The 17,177-nt window shown below is 64.0% G+C and carries 20 protein-coding genes, 2 tRNA genes and 1 pseudogene; 20 read left to right on the top strand and 3 right to left on the bottom strand.

The annotated features are described in order from the left end of the window. Positions 1-52 precede the first annotated feature (52 nt). The 10 genes and pseudogenes from AC6R19_RS11125 to AC6R19_RS11080 all read left to right on the top strand — a co-directional run bounded on the left by AC6R19_RS11125 (position 53) and on the right by AC6R19_RS11080 (position 8,261). On the top strand, positions 53-616 hold the full coding sequence (locus AC6R19_RS11125; RefSeq protein ID WP_500579888.1) for a nitroreductase family protein: 564 nt from the start codon (positions 53-55) through the stop codon (positions 614-616). A gap of 80 nt (positions 617-696) precedes the next feature. After that, positions 697-784, top strand: a tRNA-Ser gene (locus AC6R19_RS11120). A 535-nt stretch (positions 785-1,319) separates the two neighbouring features. After that, the gene (hdeA, locus tag AC6R19_RS11115; protein ID WP_500579887.1) at positions 1,320-1,667 is read left to right on the top strand and encodes an acid-activated periplasmic chaperone HdeA; all 348 of its coding nucleotides are present in this window, start codon (positions 1,320-1,322) and stop codon (positions 1,665-1,667) included. A 118-nt stretch (positions 1,668-1,785) separates the two neighbouring features. After that, positions 1,786-2,817, top strand: a complete 1,032-nt coding sequence (locus AC6R19_RS11110) for an isoaspartyl peptidase/L-asparaginase family protein (protein ID WP_500579886.1) — start codon at positions 1,786-1,788, stop codon at positions 2,815-2,817. A gap of 83 nt (positions 2,818-2,900) precedes the next feature. Further along, positions 2,901-3,152: a L,D-transpeptidase gene (locus AC6R19_RS11105; RefSeq protein ID WP_500579885.1), complete on the top strand. Its 252-nt coding sequence runs from the start codon at positions 2,901-2,903 to the stop codon at positions 3,150-3,152. 72 nt (positions 3,153-3,224) lie between these two features. After that, positions 3,225-3,385 (top strand): annotated as a pseudogene (locus AC6R19_RS11100) (MerR family DNA-binding transcriptional regulator); the annotation flags it as partial. After that, positions 3,383-3,637 carry a MerR family DNA-binding protein gene (locus AC6R19_RS11095; protein WP_500579928.1) on the top strand — a complete coding sequence of 85 codons (255 nt, stop codon included), beginning with the start codon at positions 3,383-3,385 and terminating at the stop codon, positions 3,635-3,637. The pseudogene AC6R19_RS11100 and the gene AC6R19_RS11095, both read left to right, overlap by 3 nt. A gap of 335 nt (positions 3,638-3,972) precedes the next feature. After that, entirely contained in the window at positions 3,973-6,057 is a 2,085-nt protein-coding gene (locus AC6R19_RS11090) for a hypothetical protein (RefSeq protein ID WP_500579884.1), read from the top strand. 4 nt (positions 6,058-6,061) lie between these two features. Further along, the gene (locus AC6R19_RS11085) at positions 6,062-6,472 is read left to right on the top strand and encodes a peptidase associated/transthyretin-like domain-containing protein (RefSeq protein ID WP_500579883.1); all 411 of its coding nucleotides are present in this window, start codon (positions 6,062-6,064) and stop codon (positions 6,470-6,472) included. A 10-nt stretch (positions 6,473-6,482) separates the two neighbouring features. After that, complete coding sequence (locus tag AC6R19_RS11080; protein WP_500579882.1) at positions 6,483-8,261, top strand: hypothetical protein; 1,779 nt, start codon at positions 6,483-6,485, stop codon at positions 8,259-8,261. 607 nt (positions 8,262-8,868) lie between these two features. Here AC6R19_RS11080 and AC6R19_RS11075 read toward each other — a convergent pair. After that, positions 8,869-9,045, bottom strand: a complete 177-nt coding sequence (locus AC6R19_RS11075) for a hypothetical protein (protein ID WP_500579881.1) — start codon at positions 9,043-9,045, stop codon at positions 8,869-8,871. Positions 9,046-9,072: 27 nt separating this feature from the next. On the opposite strand from AC6R19_RS11075, the gene AC6R19_RS11070 reads away from it, so the two are divergent. The 3 genes from AC6R19_RS11070 to AC6R19_RS11060 all read left to right on the top strand — a co-directional run bounded on the left by AC6R19_RS11070 (position 9,073) and on the right by AC6R19_RS11060 (position 10,348). Next, the gene (locus AC6R19_RS11070) at positions 9,073-9,468 is read left to right on the top strand and encodes a hypothetical protein (RefSeq protein ID WP_500579880.1); all 396 of its coding nucleotides are present in this window, start codon (positions 9,073-9,075) and stop codon (positions 9,466-9,468) included. A gap of 5 nt (positions 9,469-9,473) precedes the next feature. Next, entirely contained in the window at positions 9,474-10,103 is a 630-nt protein-coding gene (gene rrtA / locus AC6R19_RS11065) for a rhombosortase (protein ID WP_500579879.1), read from the top strand. 116 nt (positions 10,104-10,219) lie between these two features. Further along, entirely contained in the window at positions 10,220-10,348 is a 129-nt protein-coding gene (locus AC6R19_RS11060) for a hypothetical protein (RefSeq protein ID WP_500579878.1), read from the top strand. A 20-nt stretch (positions 10,349-10,368) separates the two neighbouring features. Here AC6R19_RS11060 and AC6R19_RS11055 read toward each other — a convergent pair. Then, a tRNA-Arg gene (locus AC6R19_RS11055) sits at positions 10,369-10,444 on the bottom strand. A 446-nt stretch (positions 10,445-10,890) separates the two neighbouring features. Between AC6R19_RS11055 and AC6R19_RS11050 the strand changes: the two genes are divergently transcribed. The 3 genes from AC6R19_RS11050 to AC6R19_RS11040 all read left to right on the top strand — a co-directional run bounded on the left by AC6R19_RS11050 (position 10,891) and on the right by AC6R19_RS11040 (position 13,608). Continuing rightward, the gene (locus tag AC6R19_RS11050; protein WP_500579877.1) at positions 10,891-11,073 is read left to right on the top strand and encodes a PA3496 family putative envelope integrity protein; all 183 of its coding nucleotides are present in this window, start codon (positions 10,891-10,893) and stop codon (positions 11,071-11,073) included. A gap of 442 nt (positions 11,074-11,515) precedes the next feature. Continuing rightward, complete coding sequence (locus tag AC6R19_RS11045; protein ID WP_500579876.1) at positions 11,516-11,860, top strand: STAS domain-containing protein; 345 nt, start codon at positions 11,516-11,518, stop codon at positions 11,858-11,860. 14 nt (positions 11,861-11,874) lie between these two features. Beyond that, on the top strand, positions 11,875-13,608 hold the full coding sequence (locus tag AC6R19_RS11040; RefSeq protein WP_500579875.1) for an ATP-binding SpoIIE family protein phosphatase: 1,734 nt from the start codon (positions 11,875-11,877) through the stop codon (positions 13,606-13,608). Positions 13,609-13,738: 130 nt separating this feature from the next. Here AC6R19_RS11040 and AC6R19_RS11035 read toward each other — a convergent pair whose 3' ends face one another. Beyond that, on the bottom strand, positions 13,739-14,446 hold the full coding sequence (locus AC6R19_RS11035; RefSeq protein WP_500579874.1) for a 2OG-Fe(II) oxygenase: 708 nt from the start codon (positions 14,444-14,446) through the stop codon (positions 13,739-13,741). Positions 14,447-14,677: 231 nt separating this feature from the next. Here AC6R19_RS11035 and ccmA point away from each other — a divergent pair, with 231 nt between their 5' ends. The 4 genes from ccmA to ccmD are packed head-to-tail and all read left to right on the top strand — an operon-like array spanning position 14,678 to position 17,012. After that, on the top strand, positions 14,678-15,340 hold the full coding sequence (gene ccmA / locus AC6R19_RS11030; protein ID WP_500579873.1) for a cytochrome c biogenesis heme-transporting ATPase CcmA: 663 nt from the start codon (positions 14,678-14,680) through the stop codon (positions 15,338-15,340). Continuing rightward, positions 15,327-16,034, top strand: a complete 708-nt coding sequence (ccmB, locus tag AC6R19_RS11025) for a heme exporter protein CcmB (RefSeq protein WP_500579872.1) — start codon at positions 15,327-15,329, stop codon at positions 16,032-16,034. The genes ccmA and ccmB overlap by 14 nt, the downstream gene beginning before the upstream one ends. Positions 16,035-16,045: 11 nt before the next feature. Further along, positions 16,046-16,789 (top strand): heme ABC transporter permease, encoded by a 744-nt coding sequence (locus tag AC6R19_RS11020; RefSeq protein ID WP_500579871.1) that lies wholly within the window; start codon positions 16,046-16,048, stop codon positions 16,787-16,789. 1 nt (position 16,790) lies between these two features. Further along, positions 16,791-17,012 (top strand): heme exporter protein CcmD, encoded by a 222-nt coding sequence (ccmD, locus tag AC6R19_RS11015; RefSeq protein ID WP_500579870.1) that lies wholly within the window; start codon positions 16,791-16,793, stop codon positions 17,010-17,012. The last annotated feature ends 165 nt before the right edge of the window (positions 17,013-17,177 follow it).

Below are 17,177 nucleotides of genomic sequence, written 5' to 3'. Positions count from 1 at the left end.
AAAAGCCCATTTGAGGTAGAATCCGCCGACTGAGTTTCGACTGGAGAGCGCCATGGATGCCCTGACCGCCCTGCATAACCGAGTTTCCACCGGCCTGTTGACCGACCCGGCCCCGAATGCACAGCAGCGGCAGAATATCTTCCGCGCGGCCCTGCGCGCGGCCGACCACGGCTGCCTGCGCCCCTGGCGTTTCCTGCTGGTGGAGGGGGAGGCGCGCAACCGCCTGGGCGAGATCTTCCTGCGCGCGGCGGAAGAGGCCGAGGGGCCCCTGAGCGATGCCCAGCGGGAGCGCACCCTGGCCATGCCCCTGCGCGCGCCCCTGATCATCGTCGCCATCACCCGCCTGCAGGAGCATCCCAAGGTGCCCTTCCTGGAGCAGCATATGTCCACCGCCGGCGCGGTCCAGGCCATGCTGACCGCGGCCTACGCCGAGGGCGTCGGCGCCTACTGGCGCACCGGCCCCCTGGCCTCCAACCCGCGGGTTGCCGGGGAACTGGGCCTGGCCGGGAACGAGCGCATCGACGGCTTTGTTTACTGCGGCACCCCCCAGAAGCCCCCGCGCCAGGCCCCGGAGCTGGAGGTGGCCGACTATTTTGCCGAATGGAGGGGGCGATAAGGGTTGCGCTGGGGGCTCTGTTTCTGTAAAGTGCGCGCTCGCTGAACGGGGCTATGTTCCTGATTTAGCTAACAATTTACGGTGAGGTGTCCGAGTGGCTGAAGGAGCACGCCTGGAAAGTGTGTATACCGAAAGGTATCGAGGGTTCGAATCCCTCCCTCACCGCCACTACCAAACGAAAAAGCCCGGCTATATAGCCGGGCTTTTTCGTTTGGTCGGTGAGGGGGATCTGGATGAGAACCCCCGTTCGAGCCGCAGGCGCGCAGCGCCGGAGACCAGCGGGGCAGCGAAGCTGATCCCTCCCGCATCTCGGAAAGTCCATTGAAGTCATGCCGGGCTTTTTCTGCCCCCTCCTTTCCACCCTCTGTCGATACCTGCAGATTGGGATTCCATCCCGCCACCAGGGCTAAAGAGAGTTGTGAAAATTTATTGCGGGTTACTCCCTTGAATAAGGAAAAAAGCGTCTATTCTGTCTAGGGACTGGTGTGCTCTTACGAGAGAGCAGAGTCGGGATTTTCCGCAGCGGGGTGCCGGCGCCGGTATTCCGTGTGACGTGCCGTACTCCAGCGCATTCGCCGAGTAGAGGTCGTGTTCGCCGCGATCGCTGCCAGCGGTGGCGGGCAGAAGCCTGTGTGCGGTATCCCAGGATTCGAACTGCAGTCAATTCCCGGGGCGGCGCCCCGCAAACCGTGGAGAAATCACTGTGAAGAGCATCAAGTTCATACTTCCCCTGGCCATTGCCGGCGTTGCCGCATCGGCCGCCGTCGCAGACCCCAAGAAGCCGGCCAAGGACTGGACCTGCGCCGACTTTGTCGCGATCGATGACCAGTACAAGCCCAAAGTGGTTTACTGGGCAGCCGCCTATTCGAAGCGCGGTAAGCCGGAAGATGTTTTCCTCGATATCGAGGGTACCGAAAAGGTAACACCGATGATTATTACCGCGTGCACCAGAGCGCCGAAGGAGTCGTTCTGGAAAAAATTTAAGGAAGAGTGGCACAAGGTCGGCAAGGACACCAAAGACGAAATGAAGAAGATGAAGGAAAAGATGTAAGGCATCCGCCCAGGACAAAGCCCGGCAAATGCCGGGCTTTGTGTTTTTATGTCTGCACTTTGTTCGATTCCCGAAAAATGTTAATAAATGCCGGTTTGCCCGATAAAAGGTTTCAATCATGAAAATAACAACCCTATCCGTATTGCTGGCCGGGCTTCTGTGCTGCCTGTCCCTCCAGGCCGCAGAGCGCCCCCTCGCCATCGCCATCCACGGCGGCGCTGGCACCATCGAGAAGAGCGAAATGACCCCGGAGCGTGAAAAGGCCTACCGAGACAAGCTGCGTGAGGCGCTGGACGCGGGGTACGGCGTGCTGGAAGAGGGCGGTACCAGCCTGGATGCGGTGGTGGCGGCCATCACCGTGCTGGAGAATTCCCCGCTGTTCAATGCCGGCAAGGGTGCCGTCTACACCTACGACGGCCACCACGAACTGGATGCCTCGATCATGGACGGCAAGACCCGCCAGGCCGGCGCCGTGGCAGGGGTAAAGCGCATCGAGAGCCCGATCGGGCTGGCGCGCATGGTGATGGAGGATTCGCCCTTCGTGATGCTGTCCGGCGAGGGCGCCGAGGCCTTCGCCGAGTCCCGGGGCGTGAAGCTGGTGGACAACAAGGTGTTCGATACCGAGCAGCGTCATCAGCAGTTGCAGAAGGCCAGGGAAAAGCTGAAGAGGGAGCAGAAGCGGGACAAGGACTACCGGGCAGCGGTGGACCGGTTGCCGTCGCCGTTCAAGATGGGCACGGTCGGGGCCGTGGCCCTGGACAAATTCGGCAATATTGCCGCGGGCACCTCCACCGGCGGCATGACCGCCAAGCGCTACGGTCGCATTGGCGACTCCCCGGTGATCGGTGCCGGCACCTTTGCCGACAACAGCTCCTGTGCCGTCTCCGCCACCGGCCACGGCGAGTACTTTATCCGCTACAACGTGGCCGCGGATATCTGTGCGCGGGTCTATTACCAGGGCAAGTCGGTGGCGCGGGCCGCGGACGAGGTGATCGACAAGGTGCTGACCCCGGCGGGCGGCACCGGCGGCGTGATAGTGCTGGACGCGGCCGGCAATATCGCCATGCCCTTCAACACCAAGGGTATGTACCGGGGCAGCCGCACCTCCCGGCAGCCCGCGGAGGTGGCGATATTCGGGGACGATGAATAGGCTCTACGTAAGTAAGGCGCCAGCGGTACTAGGCTGCTGACTTCATGGCATCCAGATAATGCATCCAACTCTACGGTAGCTATGTGGACAGGAACACCCACAGGGTGGTGCGGGCCGACGTGAACACCCGCAAGTACCGCCACCCGCCCGGTACCTACTACCGCGGCGCCAAGATAGATTACTTTATCCGTCTCAACGGCGGCATTGGCTTTCACGCCTCCGGCGGCGAGCCAAATTACCCCGCCTCCCACGGCTGCGTGCGTATGCCGCGGCAAATGGCGCAGAAGTTCTTCCGTCATGCGCCGGTGGGCACACCGGTGACTGTTACTCACTGATGGCGCCGGCTTGGCACCCCGTGGCTTTGGTCTTATGGTGGAGTTTTGGTTTCTTGCAAAGGCCCCGGACAGATGAACGACAAGGATGCACTGACAATCGGCCGCCTGGCGGATTGCGCCGGAATAAACGCGGAGACGGTGCGCTACTACCAGCGCCGCGGCCTGATAGCCCAGCCCCCAGACCGGTGGAAGGCCACCGGATTTACCCGCGGGAAACCCTCGAGCGGCTGTTGTTTATCAAACGCGCCCAGGAGCTGGGCTTCACCCTAGACGAGATCGTCAACCTGCTGGCGCTGGGGAATGCCCAGTGCAACCAGATGCGGGAGGTGGCGGAGTACAGGCTTGATGGCGTGCGTGGCAGGACCGCCGACCTCAAGCGTCTGGAATCGGTGTTGGCCGGGCTACGGAAGCAGCTTCCATATCCAGTAGTCGACGGCGGCGTGCTTGCTCCGCCTGTTGTTGGCCTTGTCCAGGCCCGCTTGTGACGAAAAACTTCTACTTGGCACGATTGGCTGAATCTGTAGAATTGTGTGACTCCTATCACAAAAAATAATCGAAAGGACTTTTGTTGCCAGTATGGAGCTTCGAATAAGAGTGTTTTTGGTCTTGGGGGTTATCGGGATGGCCGGATGCGCTTCCGCGCCGCAGCCGGCTGCGGAACGGGCTCAGCCGCCCGAAGTTGCGCCGGTTGTCGCGGAAACCCGGGCGGAGCCCGCGCCGGCGGTTGCGCCGTCGGTCCTCGAGTTGCCGCCCCTTCCCGAAGATGAAGAAATCGATGTAAAACCCTCCTCGCCGATTTCCGTTCGCCTGCCTGTTGATAATGGCAGCTGAGCCGGTAGCCGCGCGCGCCGGGACGCCGTTGGCCTGGTCCCTGACGATGCTGGGCCTGCTGACGCTCTACCTTTTCCCCGAATTGATCTTCAACGCGAAACTGGTCGCTGTGGCCGGCGGGCGCGGCAGTTCGGACGAGGCGTTGCGCTCGGTGGAGTTGTTCGGGCGCACCGTGTCGGGCATCGGTGTCAGCCTGTTGCTGGCGGACCTGTGGATTTGCGGGCGCCTGGCGCGGGGCATTGCCAGGCCGCTGGCCTGCCTCGGGCTGACCTTGCTGCTGGTGTGGCCGCTGGTGTTTTACGGGCAGAAGTGGCTGGTGGATCGCTGGCTGGTCGATCCCTCCACACCGGAGCAGCGCCAGCGGGCGGTGCTCAGCCAGTTGCTGCGGGCGAGCCTGGCCGACAACACCATCGCCATCGACGCCATTCCCGGCAACGGCGACCAGCCGCCGAGCTCGGCGGAGATGGCGTTCCTGACGCTGTTTGGCGCCCTCGCCTATGCCGATCCGCAACTGACGAGCGCGATAGAAGAACAGCGCGGTGTCATCGCCCGGCAGTTCGTGCGCAACCGGGTCTATCGGGATTTTTCCGAGCATTACCGGGCCTACCGCGACCTGCGCAAGGAGGTGCGGCAGAGCTATCGCGAATACCTGGATCAGAACGAGAAATACCGGCGCGAGCTAAACGACGTCGGCGACCGCGCCGGCGAGCTCTGGCAGCAGGCGGAACAGCGGGTGGCGGACGGCTGGCGGGAATACCGGCAGGGTGTGGAGCGTCTGGACCGGCGGGCGTTGTCGCTGGCGGAAGAGATGGGCCCCTCCCTCTACCGCTATTTTGACCGGCGCAACGCCTGCAGGACCGACACCTGCCGGAAGAGACTAGACCAGCGCTACCGCACGCAGATGACCCGCAGCCCGCTGGGCTATGTGGAACCGACGCACTGGCTGATCGCAAGGGAGGTCTCCGCAAGTGAAAACCTCCTCAAGAGCGGCCTGATGGCCGCGCTCACCGGCGGGGTATCCGTGGCCCTGCAGGGGCTGGACAAGGTCACCGGTGGCGACGGCGGCTGGGCCGACAAGGAGTACAGCTACACCGACGACAAGGACCACTATCGCCGGCGTGTGCGATTGCTGCTGGAACCGGAGTTCCGGCAGCAATCCGGCTATCCGTCCACGCTGGACAGTTTCGACGAATTCCGCAGCCACGCGCAGACAGGGCGCAAGGTGGCGGACTGGTGTCGAGAGCGGGGCATGGCCCTGCCGGAAAACTGGATCATGGCGCAGCGGGCGGAATTCGACCGGGCCGCGCGAGCGGCGGTGCGCGAACGCATCCGGGCCAGTTGGCGCGAACGCGCCGATGGCATGCCGCCGGGGCTGTCCTGGGACAGGTTCCAGCAACAGGATGCGGTACAGCGCGAGATCCGTGCCGCCATGGGGCGCTTCTACATAGCGGGTACCCGCGCAGACTGGAACAACGCCCAGTTCAAACGGCGGGTACTGGACCCGCTGGTGGAGCGCGAGGCGCAGCGGCTGGTTGCCGAAGTGGAAGCGCAGACGGCCACCTTTGCCGACGGCGGTGTCAATGAGGCGCGCGCAAAACGCGCCCTGCGCGCGACGCTGGTGCCGCCGATCTCGATGACGCTGTCTCTGGCCCTGGTCCTGATGACACTGGTGAAGATCCCCCTCAAGGCCCGCGGCCTGTGGCGGCAGCACCGCGGCCGGCCGTCGCGGCTGTCCGGCCGCGGGCGGTTGTCGCTGCGTCTCGGCCTTACCGCCGGCATCCTGCTGGCGCCGGTACTGCTGGGCAAGGTGTTTTTGCCCAACCCCTATGTTGAGCAGAACCGGGCCACGCACTATTTCCTGGAAAGGGTCCGGGAAAACGGCAGCCCGCTGGGGGCGCTGGCCCTGGGCTGGGCCCTGCGGGCGCAGCCGGTCATGCTGCCCGCCGGTCTGGGGCTGGAACAGGAGCTGCGGATTTACCGGGGGTTTGCCGTGTTCGAGCCCCGGCTGCAGCGATGGGACAGGGCCTGGGCCGCCGTGGGCCGGCGCTACCGTCAACTGAAAGAGACAGAGTGATTCCATGACGCTGACAAACAGACGCATGATGCTGGCGTGGCTGGCACTGGTATTCGGCTGCCTGCTGCTTTACTGGTTTTCCCACCATGCCAGCGGCCGGCACGCGCTGGCCGGCCTCCACGAAAAAGTGCGCGGCTGGGGCGAGGCGAGCCACTACCTGCTGGCACCGCTGGACGGCGAAAGCGAGGTGGAGCCGAGCCCGGCCCCGGAAAAGGTGGCCCTGCGGGTGCGGGTCAATGTTCCCTCCGCGCGCGTGCGCATCATGAACATCGGCCCCCGTTACCGGTCCGGTATGCGGTTGCCGCCGGACAATTACGATATCGAGGTTTCCGCCCGCGGCTACCGCACCGAGCGGCGCTGGGTAAAGGTCAGCGCGGAAAACGCCGAGCCGGAATTTATTCTGAATCCCCTTTAAGGCCCCAAGAATGACAGACAATACGGATCGCAGCGGGACGCTGGTCTCGTCGGTTGGAGAGTTGCTGCTGGATTATTTCGGCCAGGATGCCGGGCAGGTGCAAGTGGAAGGGTGCGAAAGCGCCAGCGCGCACCTGTCCCTGGAAAAATACTGGCGGCTCAGTGCAAGCCTTCACCATAAAACCCTGACCGGTGCCCATCGCGGCAACAACTACGGCAGCCACACCGCCTGCCGGGAGGCGGCCGGCAATACCCGGCGCGCCATCGAGGCGGGGGAAATGCCCACCTACGTACAGGCACTGGAGCAATTTGTGGCGGGTGGCATCGAGCGGGCCACCTGGGAATCGGAATTTCGCATCGGCGATCACTCCGAAACCTACCTCTATACCCACAGCTGCAGCAGCTGTGGCGGCCAGGGCCAGACGCGCTGCTCGCCCTGCAGCGGTTCCGGCAAGACCGGCTGCCACTACTGCAGCCGCAGCGGCCAGCGCCACTGTGGCACCTGCAGCGGTTCGGGGATAGAGGGGCACGGCCAGTTCCGCAAGCCCTGCTATTCCTGCGGCGGTTCCGGCCGGCAGCGATGCAACCATTGTTTCGGCAGCGGGCAAACCTCCTGCGGCAGCTGTTCCGGCAGCGGCTCGCAGTACTGTTCTCCCTGTGACGCCACCGGCTACTTTACCGAGCATTACCGCATCAGTGTGGGAGCCCGCGGGCAGTTGGCGGCGCAGTATCCGGAGTCCCTGGATGACTGGCAGCGGCGCTATATCGAGGCGGCCGTCAACGACGCCGTGCGCTGGGCACCGCTGAGTGCCTCCTGCCGCCTGGACGAGCGCAGTGTCCTGCGCAGTGAGCCGGCGTATCCGCTCCAGTACACCATCGACGGCGACCTGCTCTTTACCGAGGCGGATCTGACCCTGCGGCGGAAAAAGGGCCACGGCCTGTTTGTGGGGGAGACCTGCCGCACCTACCAGCTGGACGAGCTGGGGGACGCCCTTTTCGAACCCATGGCGGACCAGCTCGCCGACGGTGAGGATAGCGCCCGCCTGGGAGCGGCGCTCAACAATCGCGCCGCGCAGAACTGTCTCGCCTGCCGGGCGGAGTCCGCCAGCGTGGAGCAGACAGTGTTGCGCCGGGCGGGGATTGTCAGCAGCGCAGCGGTCGGGAATTTCCTGCAGAAATACCGCGCACTCGCCGCAGCCCTCAGGAAAAAGCGTTCGCAACAGTCGTTGAAGGACTGGGCACTGAAGGCCCTCAAGTACACCGCATTGATTCTGCTATCGATCGCCACCATCGACATGTGTTTCGACAACCGCATCGGCTGGGAGGATTCGGGCCTGATCATGCTGGCGGCGGAACCCCGGAGCTTTTTGCACTGGCTCTGGTACTACAGCGAGTACATCTGGTTCTCGGGGTTGATCGAGACCCGGGGCGTATTCGCGGGCGGCATACTCGGTTGCTACCTGCTGGCCCGCTGGCAACTGCTGTCCCGCCGGCGCAGTTCCAAATTCCGTTTCCTGGTGGGGCTGGCGCTGACCAATATCCTGCTGGTCGGTCTCTTCATGATGTTCTCGCCGGTGTTATTTCATATGGGCGCGACCGGGTTTGGCGTGCCGGGGGTGGCGAATGCGGTCACCGGCCTGGTACACAGCCTGATCCTGTTGCCGGAGGCGGTGATCCTCGGGCTGCTGATCGCTATGGCGCGCCTGCGCCAGGGCAAAGACCTGGCCGTGAAAAAACATGTGACGGCGGTGGCCTCAAAGCCCTTGCTGACTGACCTGGGGTATCGCTGATCCCTGGGGCTGCTGGGCCGTATCGCTGTAGTGTTTTCACCCCGTCCCCCCCGCCGGTGGCTGCGTGCGCATGCCGCCGGAGATGATGTGGAAGTACTACCGCCACGTCCCTATCGGCACCCGGATGGTGGTGACCTGCCGACCGACAGCTCCCTTCCCGTGTTTTCCTCGTCGCACCGGTGCAGGTAAACTCTGCGCCCAATCCAGCGATATTTCCGGGGGGACATCCTTGGCCAAGAAGAGAAAAACCGCTTTCGTCTGCAACGAGTGCGTAGGGCCCCATCGGGACGGGTATCGACTAAATTCCCGCGCTGCCGTCGGCGGCGCGTGGTTCGCAGGACTATCAGGGACAACAACAGGATCAGTGCCGGACCCGCGGACCCACCGCCACTGCTTGGGTAGGCGCGGTTGCCGCTGAAGGCCGGCTGGGACCTGTCTTGCCTGTGATCCCGCGCCGGGGTTGAGGTGCAGTTCTGGTGGGCTGCCCTTTCCCTTTCCACCTGGGCTTTGCTATCCCGTGCGATATACCCCTGCTGCTCAAACACGGGTTCCTCCACGGCCACCAGTGAGGTGTAGGGGGTAACCAGGCCGTATTCAACCGCGAGATTCACAATCGCATCTTCACTGTCAGCGTCGTGGCGTAGATCCACAGCCGCTCGAGTTCCGGATTGTGGGTATCGGTTGCCGGGTACTGCAGGTCGGAGGTGTAGCGCACCTCGCGGTCCAATACCTTGCCCTCGATTGCGGGCCTGGCCGGACCGTCGCCCCAGTAGTGGCCGAACACGAATTAAGTGAGCCGGAATGCATCCGGTTGCTGGCGAGGCTGGACCGCCTGAAATTGATCGAACTCCTGCCGCTGAACCGCTACCGGGTGATCGTTGCCAAGGAGTTCCGCTGGCTGCCCAACGGCCCGATCCAGCGGTTCTTCCAGAAGGATGTGCAGCCGGACTTCCTGGCCTCGAGCTTCTCGGGCCCCGGGGAAAAACTGGTGTTCCGCACCGGAATGCTGTCCCGGGCCGCCAATGCAGAGTTGATGAAGAAAATGGACCGCCTGCTGGCACAGTTCGACGAGCTGCACGATGCGGACACCAACCTTGCCCTTGAAGAGCGTTTCGGTTCCAGCCTGCTGGTTGCGCTGCGCCCCTGGGAGTTGCAACATTTCAGCCAGTTGCGCCGCAGCAGTATGGAAAAGTCATTCCCCAAGTAAGAGACATGTTGAAAGACAAAGCTGACTGTTTCCCGGACGCCTTCCGCCGCGGGGCTCCACTCGCCTGGCTCGCGGTGATCGTGATCGCGGGACTCGCACACCTGCTGCCGGAGCCCGTGCGAGAGTGGCTGTTGTACGACCGCGGGGCGATCGCAGGCGGAGACTACTGGCGCCTGGTCAGTGGGCACTTCCTGCATACCAACCTGAACCATCTCCTGATGAACTGCGCGGCCCTGGCCGTCCTCTGGACCATGTTTGGCCTTTACCTCCGTGCGCTGAAGACTGCGGGCCTCCTGCTGCTGCTATGCGTGCTGTGCGGCGCCGGCCTGTTTGCCTTCGCCGGCGACCTGCAGCGCTACGCGGGGCTGTCCGGGGCGCTGCACGGCCTGATCGTATGGGGTGCTGTGGAGGACATCCGGCGTGGCGAGCGCCTGGGAGTCGTGCTGTTGCTGGGGACTGCCGCAAAAATAGCCTGGGAACAGCTGGGCGGGGACACCAGCGCAACCGCAGCATTTATCGACGCCGACGTGGCGGTAGCTGCTCACCTCTGGGGGGCGGTCGCCGGGCTTCTTGTCGCCCTGGCGGCGGTTCCGCTGACGCGGCCCGTTATCCGGGGCAGGGCGGTATCGCAATGACCTTCGATTACCAAGGGGGCAGGGCCACACTTCCCGGCGGTCCGCAGAGGTGGCATATTCGGGGATAATCTGTAGGCAGTGTGCTAGATTTCAGCGGTTAGAGACGGAGTTCAACCATGAAAAAGAGCAGCAAGGGATACAAGAGGAGCCGGCGTGAGATAGAGCGCTCGGTGCGGCTTTTCTGGGGTGGTGTGCTGCTGGCGGGGCTGTTTGCGGTCCTGCTGATGCACGCCGCCCTGGCCTGATCCGCGCCGGGCGGTCGGTCTGGCGCCCCCGGGTGGACTCGAACCACCAGTCCGGACTTAGGAGGTCCGTGGTTTATCCTGTTAACCGACGGGGGCGAAGGGGCCCGGCCCGGCGGATTGGAGCCGCGCCTGCCCGAGAAGGCGGCTATTCTAACGGCAGTCCGCCCCGCTGTCATGTGCTGTCTCTGCCATTGGCTTTCCCGCGGCCTCCTTCCCCATTGCCGCCGCTTTGCAGTGTTTGTCACCACCGGTAACACCGGCGCTCTCCCGGTTACACATGCCCCGTATCCCGGCTTTCACCAATTTGTCGAAAAACTGTCGCAATCAGGTCACGGTTCACCGGTAATTTTGCGCCACCGACCCGGCTTCCGCGGGAAGTTTTTGCGCGCCGCTCCGGAGTTCCGAAAGGGGGGCGGAAGCCTTCTTTCCGGGGGGCAAAATTTTGCTTGACCGGGGTCGGCAGTGCTGGCTAATCTGCGATGGCACAACAAAAACAACACGGGTGTTTCTGCTCCTGCAGATCGAGATTGTGGAGTTTCGTTATGAGTGGCAACGTTAGCGGAAATGACTTCGATTTTGATACCGACGACATCCCCCAAATAGCAAACGAGGTACTTAGACAGGCCACGTCGCAGCCACCCCGCGATGCCCGCCGAATGGTCGAGGACAAGCTGGAGGAAATGCGCCTGAGACGTGAATTGATGGACTACGACTTCGACTTGTAAACCGCATCAGAAAGGCGCCAGCAATGGCGCCTTTCTGCGTTCTGAATCGCAAGTGAGGTGCGATCACGCGACCTTTACCCGTTGAGGCAATCCATTTACGGTTCGTCCTGTTTAATGGAGCCTATGCGGGTTTGTGATTGCTTTTGTGATCACTTGAGGGCCAGTCTGTTTGCGCTTCCGCCTGCCGCGGCAATCCGGCGGACAGGTTGGGCTCTGCGGTGCATGGATCTGCAGCCGCTCGGGTCTGTAGTTGTTCGATAAAAAGTTGCCCGAGAAAAATTCGCATTTTCATCTGCGGTTGAATGCAGTTTGCGTCCGGTCGGTTTCGGGGCCGGACACATCAAGTTTTTTGATTGATTCATGCGACTTTTTTCCCGGGCGGCAATTATCTGGATCGGGATGATCTATTTAGTTGTTGAGAAAACGGAAAGGGAAATTCGCAATGGTGGTATCGGAACAAACTCCAGCCCGGGTCTCCACCGAGCTGTCGGAAAATGGTAACGCACTGGTCATTCGCGTGACCGGAAGCTTCGACTTCAATATGCACCGCGACTTCCAGCGGGCCTATCAGAACCTCTCTCCCTCCCCGAAACGCTTTTGCATCGACCTCTCCGAAACCCAGCATCTCGACAGCGCCGCCCTGGGCATGCTGCTGCTGTTGCGCGACCACTGCCTGGACGAAGAGGGTGGCCCGGCGCAGTGCCAGGTGGAACTGATGAACGCCAACGAGCACGTGGGCAGGATTCTCGCCGTTTCCAATTTCGACAAGATATTCACGATACGCTGAACCCGGTTTTGAAAGTGGCGGGCCTATTCCGGGTACTGGTGGTGGAGGGCGATAGCGGGGAGTCCGCGCTCCTGCAGCAGCTGCTGGACGGCTGCGCCGAAAGCGGGCAGGGGCTCTCCCTGCAGGTGAGTCTGGTTGAAGATACCGCCGCGGCCCTGGAGAACTACGGGATGCTGCGCCCGGACCTGGTAATTTTCGGTCCCCTGGCCGCGCCCGCGGCCAGTGCCGATGACCTGCAGCAGCTGCGATCCCGGGCCGGCCTGGAACCGGTGCCGATACTGTTCGTGATGTGCGAGCGGGAGTCCATCACCTCCGCCAGCCTGCAGAGCGGCTGCGACGATATCCTGCTGAAACCCTACAACCCGAACCTGGTGCAGCTGAAGCTGGCCGCATTGCAGCGCTTCAGCGACTTCAACCGCAGCCTGCTGGCCCAGCGCGACAGGATCCGCCGGCACCACGCGGACCTGCTGCAGGAGCAGGCCGGGGCGCGGGAGATATTCCACCGGATGGGGCATGAGAGCTGCCTCGACCAGACCGAAGCCATCCGCTACCACCTGTCGCCGCGGGCGGTCCTGAACGGCGATGTGCTGGCGGCCGCCTACGGGCCCGGCGGCAAGCTGATGCTGCTGCTGGGGGACTTTACCGGCCACGGCCTCGCCGCCGCCGTGGGCGCGGTACCGCTGACCTCCATCTTCTACTCAATGGTGGCCAAGGGTTTCTCCCTCAGCCACATACTGCGCGAGCTGAATGCCAAGCTGCACAGCGTGCTGCCCCCCGACATGTTCTGCTGCGCAGCCATGCTGGAACTGGATCCGCACAAGGAGCATATCCGCCTGTTCAACGGTGGCATGCCCTCTGCCTGCCTGCGCCGCCGCAATGGCAACCTGCGCCTGCTGGAATCCCGCCACCTGCCCCTGGGGGTGCTGGACCAGGCCGCCGTGGAAGACGCCATAGTGCATATCCCGGTGGAGCAGGGGGACCGCCTCTACCTGTGCAGCGACGGCATCCACGAGGCGCGCAACCCGCGCGGCGAACTCTTCGGCGAGCAGCGCCTGCTGCAGGCCCTGTCCGCGGAAGTGCCGGAGGGCGAGCACTTCGAGCATATCCTGGCCGCGGTGGGTCATTTCAGCGCCCACCAGCACGACGACCTGTCGCTGGTGGAGGTGGCGCTGGACAACGCCGCCCCCTGGCGCGGCGTGGCCTGGGAACTGGACGGTGAGCCGGACCGGAAACCGGTGCGCATCGGCGACTGGTCGATCAACTTCACCCTGGGGCCGGAGGAGCTGCGCGATGCGGACCCTCTGCCGCTGCTGCACAGCGTTCTGGCGCAGGTGCCCGGGGCGGGCAGCTTCCGGGATCCGCTGACCATTGTGCTGGGGGAACTGTTCCGCAATGCGCTGGAGCACGGCCTGCTGCAGCTGGACAGCGGGCTCAAGGAGACGGACCGGGGATTTGCCGAGTACTACCGCCAGCTGCACCGCGGCCGCAGTGCGCTGTGTGAGGGTTGGATCCGCATAGCGCTGCGCTGCCGCGATCGCGGAGGCCGCGGCCTGCTGGAGGTGGTGGTGGAGGACAGCGGCCCCGGCCTGCCGGCGCGGATCGGCAGCGGCAACGCCTATTCCGGCCGCGGCTTGCCGCTGCTGCGGGCCATCTGCCGCAAGGTCCAGACCCAGCCCGGCAGCAGCCGCGTGCGCGCGGTACTGAACTGGGGGCAGCCGGCGCGTCGAAACCACCGCGCGCCGGCCTAGCCGCAATACTGTTGAGTAGGCCACTCTTGTAGGAGCCTGCCTGCAGGCGAATTGCTACGGAGTTCCTATATAGTTCGAGTTCGCCTGCAAGCAGGCTCCTACAACCCGGAACACCTTACGGCAACCCGGGTCACACCTGCTGTGCCGCGTCCTCGCCTGTGCGGCCGAATTTCCTGCCCAGCCACCCCTGCAGCCGCTTCAGCCGGTAGGAAAACCGCCCGTCCCTGGCCTTGCGCGCCTTGTCCGCCTCGCTCACCAGCCAGGCGACCTGGATCACCAGGCGCTGGCCCTCGAAGGGCAGGTGGCCGTGAAAGGAGTTCTCTGCGCGCTTGAAGGCCACCAGGGTGCCGTAAGCGGGTTTGATCTCCGGTACCACCATGTCCTCGTAGTCGTCGATCCGGTTCAGGAAGCGCAGGCAGCCGTTGCCGTCCAGGGTCCACTCCGGGTTCAGGTACAGCAGCGCCGTGGCCACCTTGGACTTGCCGTCGGTGTGGATATTGCCGTGGCGCTTCTTCAGGGAGCGGCTGATGGAGACATAGGTTGGGTACTGGGACAGTCGCTCGATACCCAGGTTGTCGCCGATGGTGTCGGCGAAACCGGGTTCCACCAGGGACTCGATCAGGGTGTTGATGGCGTCGCCGCACTGCTCCTTCTCATGGGGCAGGTAGCCGGCGCCCTTGAGCCGCGGAAAATCCTCCAGCAGTGACGGCATCAGGTCCCGGGACAATACCTCTTTGGCGATAAAAAAGGGGAATGGCTCGGACCTGACCAGGGTATCCTGGTTGGTCAGGGAGGAGGGCTGCAGCCAGCTGCTGGTCTCGGCGGCGATGGTTGTCATTGTTATGCGTCCTTATTGCGTTGGAGTTGCATCGCGCGAGGTGGCCAGCCGCCGGTTGTACATCGCCGATACCGCAGTCCCTCGCGTGTCGATTCCGCCAACATAGCAAAGGGATATTCCGCTGCCAACAATTCCCCGGAGAGGGCGGCCGGACACTGAATCCAATGCATTTGCCGCCATAGCCGGTATAATGCCGCTCAGATTTTCATCAAAGACCGACACTGACGGCCTATGCCCTCCAACTCGCCCAACCTGCTGCAAGTGTGCGACCTGTCCTGCGAAAGGGACGGCCGCCGCCTGTTCGCCGGCCTCGGCTTCGAGTTGGCCGCGGGCGGTGCCCTGCAGATAGAGGGAGGCAACGGCGCCGGCAAGACCACCCTGCTGCGCACCCTGATCGGCAGCGCCTCCGACTTCGCCGGGCGGATACTGTGGAACGGCGAGCCGCTGCCCGGTGCCCTGCCGCAACTGCGCGAATCCCTGTTGTATATCGGTCACCGGGCCGGCGTGCGGGGCGGCCTGACGCCGCTGGAGAACCTGGCCTGGTACGGCGCCGACCGCGATGCCGCACACAGCGCCCTGGAACAGCTGGATCTCTACGGTTTCGAGGACACCCTCTGCCACCAGCTCTCCGCCGGCCAGAACCGCCGCGTCGCCCTGGCGCGCCTGTTCCTGCCCGACGCACCGGCCCTGTGGGTGCTGGACGAGCCGCTGGCGGCACTGGATGTGGCCGGGGTGTCCTGCCTGCAGGGACAGATGGCCTGTCACCTGAGCCGCGGCGGCAGCATCCTGCTCACCTCTCACCAGCCGGTGGCCCTGGCACAGCTGCAGCGTATCAATCTGGCCGACTATGTCGTCGTGGAAGAATTTGCGGGAGGCGAGGATGCCTTCGCTTGATGCCCGGTTGGTTAGCGGCCGCAGTGCCCCCGGTTTCGGCGCCCTGCTGAAGGCGGAGCTGCTGCTGGTCCTGCGCCGGCGCGCCGATATCGCCAACCCGCTGCTGTTCTTCGTCACGGTGCTGGCGCTGCTGCCGCTGGGAGTGGGGCCGGAGCCGCAACTGCTGGCCAGGATGGCGCCGGGCATCATCTGGGTGATGGCCCTGCTGGCGACCCTGCTGTCCCAGGAGAGCCTGTTCCGCAGTGACTTCGAGGACGGCACCCTGGAGCAGATGACCCTGTCCCCGCAGCCGCTCTATTTCGCGGTGCTGGCCAAGTCGGCGGTGCACTGGCTGGTCACCGGCCTGCCGCTGGCGCTGCTGTCGCCGCTGCTGGGATTGATGCTGAACCTGCCCGCGGCCGGCTACCCGGGCCTGTTTGTCTCGCTGCTGCTGGGCAGCGCCAGCCTGAGCCTGATCGGCGCTGTGGGCGCCGCGCTGACGGTGGCGCTGCGCCGCCCGGGCCTGCTGCTGGCGCTGATCGTTATGCCGCTCTATGTGCCCGTGTTAATCTTCGGCACCGGCGCGGTGCAGGCGGCCATCGACGGCTACGCCTACGGCGCGCAACTGGCGATCCTGGCCGCGCTGCTGGCCGCCGCCGCGGCCCTGGCGCCGCTCGCCGCCGCGGGCGCCATCCGCATCAGCACAGATTCTTGACGGAGGTTTCCTTGGCCTGGCAATGGTTTCACCGCTTGGGTTCGCCGCGCTGGTTCTATCAGAAGACCGGTGCCTGGCTGCCGTGGCTGGCGCTGGCGAGTGTACTGCTGCTGACCGTCGGCAGTGTCTGGGGCCTCGGCTTCGCGCCCGAGGACGCCAAACAGGGCAACAGCTACCGCATCATCTATATCCATGTGCCCGCCGCCTTCCTGGCCCTGGCCGGCTACTACATCATGGCGATCAGCGGTGCCATCGGCCTGATCTGGAAGATGAAGCTCTCCTTCGCGGTGATGCGCGCGGCGGCGCCCATCGGCGCCGTGCTCACCTTCGTGGCCCTGTTTACCGGCGCCGTCTGGGGCAAGCCCACCTGGGGCACCTACTGGGTCTGGGATGCGCGCATCACCTCGATGCTGATACTGCTGTTCCTTTATATCGGTGTTATCGCGCTGGGCCGCGCCTTCAGCCGCGAGCCCGTGGCGGACAAGGCGTGTGCACTGCTGGCCCTGGTGGGCACGGTGAATATCCCGATCATCTACAAGTCGGTGGACTGGTGGTTTACCCTGCACCAGCCGGCCACTATCAAGCTGACCGAATCCAGCAGTATTGATCCGAGCATGTTCTACCCGCTGCTGACGATGATCGTCGGCTTTTACTGCCTCTACGCCTGGACCCTGATAGCGCACACCCGCGCGCTGGTGTTGCAGCGGGAGTGGCGCACCCAGTGGGTGCGGGAAGAATTGGCGGAGGGCAAATAAGATGGAATTCCAGTTTGTCGGTTTTGCCGATTTCCTGGCGATGGACGGCCACGGCCCCTATGTATGGATCGCCTACGGCGTGACCTTTGCGGCGCTGGTCGCGCTGGCCGTCTATCCGTCCCTGCGCCGCCGACAGTTGCAGCGCGAGCTGCTGCGCCAGCAGCGCATCCAGCAGCGCCGCCGGCAGGTGCAGCAAAACAAGGTCGTCACTGAGCCGGCGTAATCGCGGCTTTTCTCCCTCTCCCGTTTGCGGGCGAGGGCACGAATTGACCCCCCTCTCCCGCTTGCGGGGGAGGGGTTGGAGGGGGGGGGGCTTCGGCGGCCTCCCCCTCTCCCTAACCCTCTCCCCGAGGGGAGAGGGGACACACAGATTGCAATTTCCGGAGCA

Source organism: Microbulbifer sp. SE14, assembly GCF_059834885.1.
Note: the sequence above shows the minus strand (reverse complement) of the source record. Positions and strands in the feature narration are given on the sequence as shown.